10 protein-coding genes are annotated in these 13,798 nt (G+C 74.1%); 1 reads left to right on the top strand and 9 read right to left on the bottom strand.

Going from position 1 to position 13,798, the window contains the following annotated elements:
- The first annotated feature begins 51 nt into the window (after positions 1 to 51).
- Positions 52 to 612 (top strand): DoxX family protein, encoded by a 561-nt coding sequence (locus ACZ60X_RS06195; RefSeq protein WP_469593891.1) that lies wholly within the window; start codon positions 52 to 54, stop codon positions 610 to 612.
- Here the strand turns inward: ACZ60X_RS06195 and ACZ60X_RS06190 are convergent.
- The 9 genes from ACZ60X_RS06190 to ACZ60X_RS06150 all read right to left on the bottom strand — a co-directional run bounded on the left by ACZ60X_RS06190 (position 566) and on the right by ACZ60X_RS06150 (position 13,708).
- Entirely contained in the window at positions 566 to 3,190 is a 2,625-nt protein-coding gene (locus ACZ60X_RS06190) for an MFS transporter (RefSeq protein ID WP_469593888.1), read from the bottom strand. The two genes, ACZ60X_RS06195 and ACZ60X_RS06190, sit on opposite strands and share 47 nt — an antisense overlap.
- 269 nt (positions 3,191 to 3,459) lie before the next feature.
- Positions 3,460 to 3,642, bottom strand: coding sequence for a hypothetical protein (locus ACZ60X_RS06185; RefSeq protein ID WP_469593885.1), 183 nt, complete (start codon positions 3,640 to 3,642; stop codon positions 3,460 to 3,462).
- Between the two features lie 283 nt (positions 3,643 to 3,925).
- Positions 3,926 to 5,992 carry an SWIM zinc finger family protein gene (locus ACZ60X_RS06180; protein ID WP_469593883.1) on the bottom strand — a complete coding sequence of 689 codons (2,067 nt, stop codon included), beginning with the start codon at positions 5,990 to 5,992 and terminating at the stop codon, positions 3,926 to 3,928.
- Positions 5,989 to 8,835, bottom strand: coding sequence for a DEAD/DEAH box helicase (locus tag ACZ60X_RS06175; protein ID WP_469593881.1), 2,847 nt, complete (start codon positions 8,833 to 8,835; stop codon positions 5,989 to 5,991). The genes ACZ60X_RS06180 and ACZ60X_RS06175 overlap by 4 nt, the downstream gene beginning before the upstream one ends.
- A gap of 108 nt (positions 8,836 to 8,943) precedes the next feature.
- Complete coding sequence (locus ACZ60X_RS06170; protein ID WP_469593879.1) at positions 8,944 to 9,525, bottom strand: sugar kinase; 582 nt, start codon at positions 9,523 to 9,525, stop codon at positions 8,944 to 8,946.
- Positions 9,522 to 10,667, bottom strand: coding sequence for an ROK family glucokinase (locus ACZ60X_RS06165; RefSeq protein WP_469593877.1), 1,146 nt, complete (start codon positions 10,665 to 10,667; stop codon positions 9,522 to 9,524). Before ACZ60X_RS06165 ends, ACZ60X_RS06170 begins: the two co-directional genes overlap by 4 nt.
- Positions 10,668 to 10,785: 118 nt before the next feature.
- Positions 10,786 to 11,679 carry an ATP-binding cassette domain-containing protein gene (locus tag ACZ60X_RS06160; RefSeq protein WP_469594411.1) on the bottom strand — a complete coding sequence of 298 codons (894 nt, stop codon included), beginning with the start codon at positions 11,677 to 11,679 and terminating at the stop codon, positions 10,786 to 10,788.
- Positions 11,646 to 12,707, bottom strand: a complete 1,062-nt coding sequence (locus ACZ60X_RS06155; RefSeq protein WP_469593874.1) for an ABC transporter permease — start codon at positions 12,705 to 12,707, stop codon at positions 11,646 to 11,648. The genes ACZ60X_RS06160 and ACZ60X_RS06155 overlap by 34 nt, the downstream gene beginning before the upstream one ends.
- Entirely contained in the window at positions 12,704 to 13,708 is a 1,005-nt protein-coding gene (locus tag ACZ60X_RS06150; RefSeq protein ID WP_469593871.1) for a sugar ABC transporter substrate-binding protein, read from the bottom strand. Before ACZ60X_RS06150 ends, ACZ60X_RS06155 begins: the two co-directional genes overlap by 4 nt.
- Between the last annotated feature and the right edge of the window lie 90 nt (positions 13,709 to 13,798).

Genomic DNA, 13,798 nt, shown 5'->3' with positions numbered 1-13,798 from the left:
CGCGTTGGTCTTCGCCCTGCTGGGCGCGGCCAAGATCCTGCCCTGGGTCCGATGCCCGAGCTGGCCGCCCACGCCGGCTTCACCACCGCGGCCTACCGGGTCATCGGCGGGCTGGAGCTGGCGGGCGCCATCGGCGTGGCCCTCGGCCCGGTCGTACCGCTGTGCGGCGGCCTGGCCGGCATCGGACTGCTGATGCTGCTCGCCGGTGCCGTGACGACGCACGTACGCAAGGGCGACGGGCTGACCAAGCTCCTCCCCGCGGTGACATGCGCGGCCCTGGTCTTCCGGGCGCGCCCCGGCTCCGGTCGCGGTCCACAGCGGTATGAGGCCGGGGTCGGTGACGGCGTGCCAGACCTTGGCGGGGGAGTGCGGGTAGTCGTGGACGATGCGGATGACGCTCATGGAAGGCTCCCCAAGCGTTCGAGGGCAGAAAATACAGTGACTAGACATTCCGACCCGCTGACGCGCTCGGCGGTGTGCGGGCGGCCGCGGGGAAACGGGCGGGCCGGCCCGGCGACCCCGCTGGTCGCCGAGCCGGCCCTCGTGTCAATCACGCCGGCGGCCGCTAGCGGGCCTCGTCCTGGTGGGACAGCTCCAGGTCGAAGTCCGTGACGCCACTGCCGTCCAGGCGTACGGACGCCGCGACCGGGGCGTAGCCGCTGGCGATGACGGTGTACTCGCCGCCGTCCAGGTCGGTGAACCCGTAGACGCCGTCGGCCCCGGTGATCGCGGTACCGACCACGTTGCCGGCCGCGTCCAGCAGGATGACCTTGGCGTCGTCGAGCGGCCGGCCGGTGGCGGTGCTCACCACGCCGCCGAGCCGGGCGCTGGGCTCCAGACGGATCTCGTGGACCTCGCCGGCGCCCGGGGCGACCTCCACGGGGAGGGCGGCCGGACGGTGGCCCGGGGCGTTCACGACCAGCGTGTAGGTGCCGGGGACGAGATCGGTCAGCGTGAACGAGCCGTCCTCGGCCGTGCTCCCGGAGGACACCACCTCGCCGCGCACATCGGTGGCGACCAGCAGCGCCGCGGGCACCGGGCGGGCGCCGTCGGCGTCCCGGACGACCCCCGAGAGGGCGACGGTGCCGCTGAGGACGAGGTCGCAGACGACCGGCTCCTCGCCGACGAGCACGGTGACGGCCTGCGGCTGGCGGGCACCGGCGGCGGCGATCAGCACATAGGTGCCGGGGCCGGTGACGGACACCGCGTAGCCGCCGTCGGCGCCGGTGACGGCGCGGCCGAGTTGCCGTCCGTCGACGTCGATGACGGTGATCACGGCCTGCTGGACGGGCGCGTTGGTGCCGTCCAGCGCCCGGCCCCGCACGACGTACGACGGGCCGCCCGGCACGGGCGCGAACCGGTCGGCGGCGACGGGGCGCTCCACGGCGGCCGCCGTCGCCGGCTGCCCGGCGGGCTCCCGGCCGGCGGTGGTGTCCGCGGCGGGGGCGGCGTCCGCGGCGGCGGTCGCGGCCGGCTCCGCGGCCGGTGCGCCGTTCTCCTCCGCCGCCTGGGCCTCCAGGCCGGAGACCTTGCGCAGCGGCACCTCCTTGGTCCACAGCGCGACCAGGAAACCCAGGACCATCACGCCCGCGGCGATGAGGAACACGAGCTGCATCGAGTCGGTGAAGCCGACCTTGAACGGCTCGGCCAGGCGCGGGTCGAGCCGCTGGATGAACGACGAGTCGTTGAGCACGGAACCGCCACCGCCGCCGCCCGCCCCCGGGTGCTTGAACATCGCCAGCACGGGCGCGTTGGCCGGGTCGGCGCGTACGGCCGGGTCGTGCAGGGCAGCCTGGAAGGCCGGCGTCTGCGCGGCGGACCGGAAGGCGGAGCTGATCTTGTCGCCGACGGTGCTGAACAGCACGGAGAGGAAGACTGCCGTACCGGCGGTGCCGCCCATCTGGCGGAAGAAGGTGGCCGACGCGGTCGCCACGCCCATGTCCTTGGGCTCGACGGCGTTCTGCACGGCCAGCGTCAGGATCTGCATACAGCCGCTGAGGCCGATGCCGAACAGCGCCATGTAGGCCATGGTCTCCGGCAGCGCCGTGTTCCACTCCACCCGGTAGTGGAACAGCAGCATGGCGGCGATGATCAGCGCGGTGCCGATGACGGGGAAGACCTTGTACTTGCCGGTCTTCTGGATGATGCGGCCGACCACGATGGTGCCGGCGATCATGCCGACCATCAGCGGCAGCATCAGCAGACCGGACTTGGTGGGGCTGACGCCCTTCACGATCTGCAGGTACAGCGGCACCATCATCATGCCGCCGAACATGCCCATGCCGATGAGCACGGACAGCAGGCTCATCTTGCTGAACACCGCGCTGCGGAACAGCCGCATCGGGATCAGGGCCTCCTCGCCCATCGCCCGTTCGACGAGGACCCACACGATCAGGCCGACCGCACCGACGCCGTAGCACAGGTACGCCTTGGTGGAGGCCCAGCCCCAGTCCTGGCCCTGCTCGGCGACGAGCAGCAGCGGCACGACGCCGATGGCGATGGTGAGCGCGCCCCACCAGTCGATGCGGTGCTCGCGCCGGGTGTGCGGGAGGTTCAGCACCTTGGCGACGACGAACAGCGCGATGATGCCGACCGGCACGTTGACCAGGAACACCCAGCGCCAGCCGGCGATGGCCAGGATGCTGCTGCGGCCCGCGAGGAAACCGCCGATCAGCGGGCCGAGCACGCTGGAGGAGCCGAACATCGCGAGCATGTAGCCCTGGTAGCGGGCCCGCTCGCGGGGCGGCACGATGTCACCGATGATCGCCAGCGCCAGCGACATCAGACCGCCCGCGCCGATGCCCTGGAAGGCACGGAACGCGGACAGCTCCGTCATGGAGGTGGCGAACGAGCAGGCCGCCGAGCCGGCGATGAAGATCGTGATGGCCGCCAGGAAGAAGGGCTTGCGGCCGTAGAGGTCGGACAGCTTGCCGTACAGCGGCGTGCTGATGGTCGAGGTGATCAGATACGCGGTCGTGACCCACGCCTGCGAGCTGAGCCCGTGCAGGTCGTCGGCGATCGTGCGGATCGAGGTGCTGACGATGGTCTGGTCGAGCGCCGCGAGGAACATCCCCAGCATCAGTCCGCTGAGGATCGTCATGATCTGCCGGTGCGTCAGTCTGCCGGCCGGTGGTGGCGACGCGGATATCTCTGCGGTTCCCCCGCGGGCCGGGGACGCTGACATGGTCATGCGTACGAATCTCCTTGCCTCGCCTCGCCCCCCGGGCACTGCCCGGCTCCGAGGCTCGTGTTCATGCGGTCCGCCGGGTCGCCGTGGGGCGCTGCACAGATCCCCGATCGACGTGCGAGCGCACGGCTCCCTCCGGGCGCTCCGACGGCCCGTGCCGATCATCACTCATGTTCCGTTGCTTGCGGCTACCAACTGAGTGTAGATCCTGGCAGCGCCTGGCTCTATCACATATGCCGATCATCAACGTCCCCTTACCGGAAGGCACGCCGTCAGGGCAGGGCCGGCCATCCGGTCAGGCCGGTCAGGCCGAGGAGCACGGCACCGATGCCGCACGGCACCGGCAGCCGGCCGGCCACCGGTGCCCACGGGGCCCCGCCGATCCTGCCGCCCGGCCCGGGAAAGGCGGTGGGGAAAGCCCCGCACAGGCCGGTCAGCCCGGCGACGACCGCCACCGCGCAGACGCAGCCGGGCGCCCGGCCGTCGGGGCCACCCCGACCAGGTGGCAGCGGCCGCCCGTCCCCCGCGCACCGCGCCGGCCCACCGCCTTCGGACGCCAGCGGTGCGTACGGCGACGTGCGGACCGGGGCCGGCCGGGGCTCTCGGGGGCCGGGGGCGGTGACGGCCTTCGGGGAGGGTGGCAGTGGCGCACCGGCCTGTGGGCGAGACCGGTGCGCAGGGGGTGGCCCGGCCGGGGCTCTCGTCGGTCCGGGGCGGTTGCGCCCCGGCGCCGGGGGGCTACAGGTCGTCCCATGTCCCGAGGCCGGTCAGGGCGCCCACGGGGTCGGGGTCCGGAGTGCCGCGGGGCCACCAGTCTTCGCGGCCTGGCTCCGACTCGTAGGCGTACCACAGCCCGTCGCGGCCGAGGCGGAGCTGTGCATGGCCCCGCGGGTGGGTGAGGCGGTTGCGCCAGGGACGGAACGCCGGCAGATCGGCGGCGAGCAGCAGCGGGCGGGCCCGGTCGAAGCGGCCGGCCGGAGGGTCCCACGGCTCCTCCAGGGCGGCCAGCCCGGCGGCTCCGCCCTGGCGCCAGGCGGCGACGGCCCGCGCCAGGTCGGACGGGGAGCGGCCGACGGCCGTGGCGAGCGTGGAGTACAGGGTGCGGGTGGCGGCGGTGAGGCCGGAGCCGGGGCGGGCGGCGGCCAGGCGCACCGCGTCCTGCCACAGCGACAGCTCCCCCACCGGATCCCGGCCGGTGCCGAGGAGCGCGTGCGCCCGGGCGGCGGCGTCGGTCGCGAGCTGGTCCAGCGCGAACGGGTCCGGGCCGCCGGGCGCCGCCGGATACACCGGTGGCTGCTCGGGATGCGGCGGCACCGGCAACGGCGGGGGCAGCGGCGGCAGTCCGCGGGGCGCGAGGGCGTCGGTGGCGCGGACGCCGGGCAGCGCCCGGGGCTGCCGCTCCCGGGCGGCGCGGGCCGCGCGGGCGGCACTGCGCCGGGACAGCGCGTCGAGCAGGTCCTGCTCGCCCCGGCCGCGAAGCAGGAGCAGGACGAAGGGGTCGGCGTCGAGCAGCCGGGCCGTCTGGTAGCACAGCGCGGCCGCGTGCTTGCAGGGATGGCCGGAGTCGGGGCAGCTGCAGCGCGGGGAGAGGTCGCCGGGGCCGGGCAGCAACGGCACCCCGCAGTCGGCGAGCGACTGGGGCAGCTCCCCGTCGAGCAGCGCGGCGATGTGTCCCGGACGGTCGGCGGCCGTGTCCAGGAAGCGCTCCCAGTCCTCGTCCCGAAGGGTGTGGACCCGCACCTGCACGCGGTACGGGCGCGGGCGGCTCCCGCGCACGTACGCCAGCACCAGCCCCGGTGTCACGGTGATCGCGTCGACATGGCCCTGGTCGGCGTAACCACGCCCCCGCGCCAGCCGCTCGGGATCCAGCGCGCCCCGCTCCAGCGCGGCCGTCCACGCGTTGCCCCACCAGGTCCCGGCGAACGACGCGCCCTCCTCGGCGGCCCCGCGCGGCGCGAACGCGGGGAACGTGCGCCGCAGTTCGCCGTCACGGTGGGGGGTGGCCATGGTGGCGGGCAGGTGCGGGGCCGCTGTCACGGGGGCCGGGAGGTCCGGTTCGGCGGGGGCGGCGGAAGGGGTGGGAGGGGAGGCCGGCAGCGGCGGGCGCGGGTGAGCCGGGCCGGTGGGGGCGACGGGGGCGGAGGACGACCGGTCCCCGCGGGCACCGCCGCCGGCGGCCGCACCGGTGTCGGGGGGCCCGGTCTCCTCGTCCGGGGTGTCGGACCACGCCGGCATGCGGAAGGCGTTGGCCAGGTAGTGCCGCATGTCCTGGACGGCCTTGGTGCGGGCCGCGTGGTGATCCGCCGCGGGACGGGAGGCGTCGCGCGGTGCCGCGGCGGCGGAACCGCCGGCCGTGCGTGACCCGCCTCGGGCACTTGCCCGGCCCGGCCGCCTGCCGGGAGCGGCACTCGCCGCGTCCGCTTCCGCCGCCGCGTCCTCCTCGGCCCGCAGCGCCTCCCGCCGGGCGGCTCGCAGCGCCTCCCTCGCGATGTCGGCGGGGCGGCCGGACGGCGCGCCCGCGGGGTCCTCTTCCCGTTCCCCGGCGGTGGCGGTCGCCTCGGCCCGTGCCGCGGCGGCGCCGGCCGGGCGAGGGGGTTCGTCCGGTGCGGGGACGGGCTCGGCGCCGGTGTGCCCGCGCGCCGCTCTCAGCGCGCGGCGGGCGGCGTCGGCGGGTGCGGCCTGCGCTCGCACCGGCGCCGGGTCGTGCTCGGCGCCGGTGCGCTCGCGCGCCGCCCTGAGCGCGCGGCGGGCGGCGTCGGCGGGGCCGGGGGTGCTGGTCCCGGGGTGCTCCGGAGGGAGACTCATGGCGTCCTCCGGAGGGAGACGAGATCGGACAGTTCGCGGTCGGTCAGTTCGGTCAGGGCCACCTCGCCGGAGCCCAGAACGGCGTCGGCGAGGGCGCGCTTGGCGGTGAGCATCTCGGCGATGCGGTCCTCGACCGTGCCCTCGGTGACCAGGCGGTGGACCTGGACGGGCTGGGTCTGGCCGATGCGGTAGGCGCGGTCGGTGGCCTGCTCCTCCACGGCGGGGTTCCACCAGCGGTCGATGTGGATGACATGGCCCGCGCGGGTGAGGTTCAGCCCGGTGCCCGCCGCTTTCAGGGAGAGGACGAGGACCGGGGTCTCGCCGTTCTGGAAGCGGTCGACCATGCGCTCGCGCTCGGGCACCGGCGTGCCGCCGTGCAGGAGGTCCACCGGGATCGCGCGGGCGGACAGGTGCGCGGTGACGAGGCGGGCCATGCCGACGTACTGGGTGAAGACGAGCGCCGAGCCGTCCTCGGCGAGCAGGGTGTCCAGCAGCTCGTCGAGCAGGGCGAGTTTGCCCGAGCGGTGTGCCAGGCGGCCGGGACGGGGCTCCTCTTTGAGGTACAGCGCGGGGTGGTCGCAGATCTGCTTCAGGGCGCCCAGCAGCTTCAGGACCAGGCCGCGGCGGGCGATGCCCTCGGCGGTCTCGATGGCGAGCATCGACTCGCGCACCACGGCCTCGTACAGCGCGGCCTGTTCGCGGGTGAGCGGTACGGGGTGGTCGGTCTCGGTCTTCGGGGGCAGCTCGGGGACGATGCCCGGGTCGGACTTCCTGCGGCGCAGGAGGAAGGGGCGGACCAGGCGGGCGAGGCGGTCGACCGCCGCCGGGTCCTCGCCGTTCTCCACCGCGCGGGCGTGCCGGGCGCGGAAGGACTTCAGGGGGCCGAGCAGGCCGGGGGTGGTCCAGTCGAGCAGGGCCCACAGCTCGGAGAGGTTGTTCTCCACCGGGGTGCCGGTCAGGGCCACGCGCGCGGGGGCCGGGACCGTGCGCAGTGCCTTGGCCGTGGCCGAGTAGGGGTTCTTCACGTGCTGGGCCTCGTCGGCGACGACCAGGCCCCAGGGACGGCCGGCGAGCTGTGCGGCCGCCGACCGCATCGTGCCGTACGTGGTGAGGACGAAGCCGCCGTCGAGGCCGTCCAGGGTGCGGTCGGCGCCGTGGAAGCGGCGCACGGGGACGCCGGGCGCGAACCGGGTGATCTCCCGCTGCCAGTTGCCGAGCAGGGAGGCGGGGCAGACGACGAGGGTCGGCTCGGTGCGGGCCCGTTTCAGGTGCAGGGCGATGAGGGTGACGGTCTTGCCGAGGCCCATGTCGTCGGCGAGGCAGCCGCCGAGGCCGAGGGAGGTCATGAGGTCGAGCCAGGCCAGGCCGCGCAGCTGGTAGTCGCGGAGGGTGGCGTTCAGGCCCGGCGGCGGGTCGGCGGGGCGCAGGCCCGCCGTGAGGCGGTCGCGGAGGGTCGCCAGGGCGCCGGCGGGGACGGCTTCGACGCTCTCGCCGTCGACCTCGGCGGTGCCGGTGAGCGCGACGGACAGCGCGTCGACGGGGTCGAGCAGGCCCAGTTCGCGCTTGCGGGCCTTGCGGACCAGCGCGGGGTCGACGAGGACCCAGCGGTCCCTGAGCCGTACGACCGGGCGGTGGGCCTCGGCGAGGGTGTCCATCTCGGCCTCGCTGAGCGGGTCGCCGCCGAGGGCCAGCTGCCAGCGGAAGCGGAGCAGTTCCTCGCTCTCGAAGAAGCCGGTGCCGTCGGTCGCGGAGCCGGGCGCCGGGCGCACCACCGCGGCGGCGGTCAGATCGCGGGCGAGGTCGCGCGGCCAGTGCACGGCGACCCCGGCGGCGGCGAGCCGGGAGGCGGACACGCCGAGCAGCTCGCCCAGCTCGTCCTCGGACAGGGCGAGCACGTCGGGCACGTCCTGCTCGGCGAGCCGGTCCAGGGGCGGCCACACGCGGGCCGCCCGCCGCACGGCGAGGGTGGCGTCCACGCGCGCGCGGGGGCCGAACGCCGCGTCGGCCTCGCCCGCCCACAGGGCCGCCGCGTCGGCCACCAGGGTGGGGTCGGCAAGGCTGTGCACCTGCACGATCGCGGCCCCCGCGGCACGGGCGCCCTCGCTCGCGCCGGCGTCGAAGACGGCGTACGCCGACAGGTCCAGGCGCAGCGAGATCCGTACGCCCGCGTCCATGCCGGCGGCGACCTCGGCGGCCCACGCGTTCGCGTGGGGCAGGGCCACGGGTTCGCGGGCGGCGAAGGGCCGGCCGGCGGTGTGCGGGGCGGCCGGGGTGCGCGGCAGGGTGTCGGCGACCGCGTCGAGGAAGGAGCGGACCAGGGCCTCCGGCTCGGGCAGCCGGAGCGGGCCGGGTCCGGCCAGCGGCACGGCGTGGCCCTCCGGGGGCAGGGCGGCGGCCACCGCCCGCAGATGGGCGATGTCGTCGGGCTCCAGCGGGCCGGCCCGCCAGGCGTCGTGCCCGCTCGGGGTCAGGCCCGGGAGCAGCCGGCCCCGGGCGACCAGCCGCAGCGCGTGCAGCGCGGCGGCGCCCCAGCAGGCCGTCGCCGGGTGGGCGGCCGGGTCGCGGCGGGCCCGGGCCAGCAGCGGAAGGGCCGCGGCGAGCGGCAGGGTGAGCGCGGGGACCTGCCGGCGGCGCACGCCGGCACCGTGCCGGCGTACGACCGTCAGCTCGGCCTCTTCGCCGTGCGGGGGCAGGGGGCCGCCTTCGGGGTCCCAGAAGGCGACGCGGCCCTCGCGCGGCAGGGGTGCGGGCAGATAGACCGACGCGAGACGCACCGGGACCGGGTCCCCGGCGCGCACGGGGTCGTCCGCGCGCGCGGCCGTCGCGGCCGTGTCCGTGCTCATGCGTTCTGTCACCTCCCGCCCGTGTGCCGGATCGGACGTCATCGGACGCCTTCGACTCTACGGGCGGGGTCTGACAACCGGCCCCGGGGACCGGCCGCGAGCCCGGCGTTACGGCACCGTGCGGGAGACGACGTACACCATCGGGCTCTTCGGGTCGGACATGTTCACGACCACGTCCTGGGTGGGCGCCGGGTTCCTCTGCGGGTGGGTGAGGCCCCACCAGGGTCCGGTGCCGGTGAAGTGCCAGCCGCTGACCTCCTGGTCGCGGGCGCCGATGGCGACGTCGCCCCGCTTCAGGTCCTCCCGGCGGGTGCCCATGGACTCCAGGAAGGCGTCGAGGCCCGCGTCGTTGGTGCGGAACTGCACGTAGAGGCGGCTGGTCTTCCAGTTGTTCGTCTCGTAGGAGGCGGTGGCGTCGGCCGGGTGCGGGACCGGGACCTGGTAGAGCCGGCACTGCACCTTCGACGGCAGGCCGGCGGTGAGGCCCGTGGCCGCGTACTTGGCCTCCTTGTCCGCGCCACTGGCGCGGCTCTGGTTGGCGGAGATCACCAGGTACCCGGCCGGGATGCCGATCAGCAGGCCGATGATCAGCAGCGTGAGCACGCGCCGCTTGGCCTTCTGCCGGGGGGTCTCGACACGGCGGCGCGGCTCGTGCGGCGCGGCCGCCTGGCGGGGCAGCGCGGCGGTCATGCGGTGTCCCGGTCGCGGCGGGCCTGGGTGTAGCGCTCGTAGCGCTCGTAGCGCTCCACGCGGCGGCGCTTGGCGCGGCGGAACCGGCGGGCGACCAGCCGGGCCAGGTCGGCGGCGCCGACCATGCCGGCCTCGGGGCCGAGCTGGGCGCGGGTGATACGGGCCTCGGGGCGGTAGCCACGGCCGGTGAGGTGGCGCTTGAAGGCGTCCCGGGCCGGGCCGATGAGCAGGTCGTCGGCGGCCGAGACACCGCCGCCGATGACGAAGCAGGACGGGTCGAGGGCGGCGGCGAGGTTGGCGATGCCGACGCCGAGCCACTGGCCGATGTCCTGGAGCAGCTCGACGCACATGGCGTCGCCCTCGCGGGCCAGCTCGGTGATCATCGGGCCGGTGATGTCGCCGATCTGGCCCTTGACGTGCTCGATGATGCCGTAGGCCACCGGGGAGTCGGCGGCGGCCAGCTCCTTGGCCTCGCGGACGAGGGCGTTGCCGGAGCTGTACTGCTCCCAGCAGCCGCGGTTGCCGCACGGGCAGCGGTGGCCGCCGGGCACGACCTGCATGTGGCCGAACTCGCCGGCGACGCCGAACTTGCCGCGCTTGACCTGGCCGTCCTCCAGGATCGCGCCGCCGATGCCGGTGCCGAGCGTGATCATGACGAGGTGGTCCTCGCCGCGTCCGGCGCCGAAGCGCCACTCGGCCCAGGCGGCTGTGTTGGCGTCGTTGTCCACCAGGACCGGCACGGACAGGCGCCCGCTGAGCCGGTCGCGCAGGGGTTCGTTGCGCCAGGACAGGTGCGGGGCGAACAGGACGCGGTTGCGGTCGGCGTCGACCCAGCCGGCGGCGCCGATGCCCACCGCGTGCACGTCGTGCCGGTCGGACAGGTCCAGGACCAGCTCGACGATGGTGTCCTCGACGACCTGGGGGCTCTTGGACTTGTCCGGGGTCTCCGTGCGGACCTTCTCCAGGATGTTGCCGTCGGCGTCCACGACGCCCGCCATGACCTTGGTGCCGCCGATGTCGATGCCGACCGTCGGCACGCGGGGTGCGGTCAGGTGGGAGCGGCGCTCCCTGGTGCCGACCGTGCGGAGGACCGGGGCGCGGCGGGAGCCGATGGGGGCGGTGAGGTCGCGGTAGGTGCTCATCGGGCTCGATTGTGCCTCACCGTGGGGTAAGCGTGCCGTACGGGGAAGGGGGCGGGGGCGCGTGGGCGTCGCCCGGTGCGGGTGCGACGCGGTCGCTCGCGCGGTCCCCCTCGCCCCTTCAGTCCCGCTGGAGTTCGTGGACGAGGGCGTCCAGGTCGGCGCCGCCCGCCATCTGCTTCGTCAGCTCGTCCAGGGTGATCTCGGCCCGTGTGTAATTGCCCACCATCGTGCCACGGCGCAGCAGGACGAACCTGTCCCCCACCAGGTAGGCGTGATGCGGGTTGTGGGTGATCAAGACGACACCCAGGCCCTCGTCCCGTGCCGCGGCCACATATTTGAGGACCACACCGGACTGCTTCACCCCCAGTGCGGCCGTCGGCTCGTCCAGGACCAGGACCTTCGCGCCGAAGTGGACCGCGCGGGCGATCGCCACGCACTGCCGTTCGCCGCCGGAGAGGGTGCCGATGGGCTGGTCGACGTCGCGCAGGTCGATGCCCATGCGCAGCAGTGCCTCGCGCGTCGTACGGCGCATGAGGTCGGTGTCCAGGCGCTTGAACGGGCCGACGCCCTTGCGGGGTTCGGAGCCCAGGAAGAAGTTGCGCCAGACCGGCATCAGCGGGACGACGGCCAGGTCCTGGTAGACCGTGGCGATGCCCCGGTCCAGGGCCTCGCGCGGGGAGGTCAGCCGGGTCTCCTCGCCCTCGACGCGCAGGCTGCCGGCGTCGTGGCCGTGCAGGCCGGCGATCATCTTGATCAGGGTCGACTTGCCTGCTCCGTTGTCGCCGAGGACGCAGGTGATCTCGCCCGCGTGGACCTCCAGCGAGACGCCCTCAAGGGCGCGCACGTTGCCGTACTGCTTGGCCACGTCGGTCAGCTCGACCAGCGGCGTGCGCTCCTCGGCCCCGGCCCCGGTTCCGGCCCCGGCCGCGGTCTCCCCGCCCGTCACATCGTCCGTCACGTCGTGCGCCCCGTTGTCCGTCATGTCGTCGCCTCCGCGCGCTTGCGGACCCAGGCGTTCAGCAGGGTCGCGAGGAGCAGCATCGCTCCGAGGAAGAACTTGAACCAGTCCGGGTTCCACTCGGCGAAGACGATGCCCTTGCTCGTCATGCCGAAGAGCAGCGCGCCCACGGCGGAGCCGATCGCGCTGCCGTAGCCGCCGGTGATCAGGCAGCCGCCGATGACGGCCGCGATGATGTAGATCAGCTCGTTGCCGACGCCCTCCCCGGACTGCACGGCGTCGAAGGAGAAGAGCAGGTGCTGGCCGCAGATCCAGGCGCCGAACGCCACGCCCATGTAGAGGCCGATCTTGGTCCGTGCCACCGGCACGCCGACCGCGCGGGCCGCGTCCTCGTTGCCGCCGACGGCGAAGATCCAGTTGCCGGCGCGGGTGCGCAGCAGGATCCAGGAGGCCACGGCCACCAGGGCGAGCCACCACAGGATCGTGACCTTGACGTCGACCCCGCCGATCGTGAGGGTCGAGGCGAAGACCGCGTGGGCGGTGGGGAAGCCCTCCATGTCCCCGATGGTCTTGGTCGACACCGTGCCGTCGATCAGCTTGGTGAAGCCCAGGTTCAGGCCGGTCAGCATCAGGAAGGTGCCCAGCGTGACGATGAAGCTGGGCAGCCCGGTACGGGTGAGCATGAAGCCGTTGAAGGCGCCGACGGCCAGCGTCACCAGGAGGGACACGGCCACGCCGACCCAGGTGTTCGCCGTCATCTGGTAGCTGAACATCGAGGAGACCAGCGCCGAGGACGTCACGAGGACACCGGCCGACAGGTCGAACTCGCCGCCGATCATCAGCAGTGCCACCGGTACGGCCATGATGCCGATGGTCGAGGAGGCGTACAGGACGGTGCTGAGGCTGGAGGAGTTGACGAAGCCGTCGGCGGCGACGGCGAAGAAGACGAAGACGGCGAGCGCGCCGACGACCGAGCCCAGCTCCGGCCGGGCGAGGAGCTTCTTCAGCGCAGAGGTCTGCAGAATCCTTTCATCCGCCGTCTTGGGCGGTTCGCCGGCCGTCTTCTGCACGGTCGCGCTCATCGGGTGCCCCGCTCGGTGTAGGCGGCCAGCGCGGCGGCCTGGTCCTTGGTGACGATCTGCGGGCCGGTCAGCACCGGCCGGCCGCCGCCGAGGACGTCGCCGTTGTACTTGTAGGCCCACAGCAGGTCGACCGCCTCGTAGCCCTGCAGGTACGGCTGCTGGTCCACGGCGAAGCCGAGGGTGCCGTTCTTCAGCTCGGCGGCGACCTGGGCGTTGAGGTCGAAGGTGTCGATCTCGGCCGTGCTGCCGGCGTCGCCCTTCGCCTTCACGGCCGTGTCGGCGTACGGGGCGCCGAGGGTGACGACGGAGTCGATGGACCTGTCCGCCTGGAGCTTGGCCTCGATCGCGGACTGCACGTCGGGCATGTCGGTGCCGTTGACGTACAGCTTCCGGAGCGTGCCGTGGAAGGTCTCGGCGACGCCGTCACAGCGCTGCTCGTGGCCGACGTTGCCCTGCTCGTGCAGCACGCACAGGGCCTTCTTCCTCCCGCGCCTGTTCAGCTCGTCGCCGACGGCCTCGCCCGCGACGGTCTCGTCCTGGCCGATGTGGGTGAGGGCGCCGAAGGCCTTGGACTCCGCGGAGCCCGAGTTCACCGTGATCACCGGGATGCCGGCCTTCTCGGCGCGGGCCACGGCGGCCTTCATGGCGTCCGGCTTGGCGAGGGTGACGATGATGCCGTCGACCTTCTTGTCCACGGCCGCGTCGACCAGCTGCGCCTGCTGCTGGGCCTGGGCGTCGTGCGAGTACAGGAAGTTGATGTTGTCCTTGACGGCGGCCTGCTTGGCCCCGTTCTGCACGATGTCCCAGAACGTGTCGCCGTCGCCGGAGTGGGTGATCATGGCGAACGTCCAGCGCGGGGTGTTCACCGCCGACCTGCCCTGGGCGGCCGCGGCCTTGCGGGCGTCCTCGGCCCGTTTGCCGCCGGTGCTGCTGCACGCCCCCAGGGACAGCGAAAGTGCCCCCGTCAGCGCGATGACTGCCCAGGTCCGAAACCGTGCCACGAGGCCGTGCCCTTCTTGCCGTGTTCGTACGTACGGAAGGGGCCGGTGATGACGCCAGCGGCCCCAAATGCTCCAGTATCGAACACCATG

Source organism: Streptomyces sp. NPDC104106, from assembly GCF_055584345.1.
The sequence above is the reverse complement of the archived record's forward strand: the minus strand, read 5'-3'. Positions and strand labels throughout refer to the sequence as shown.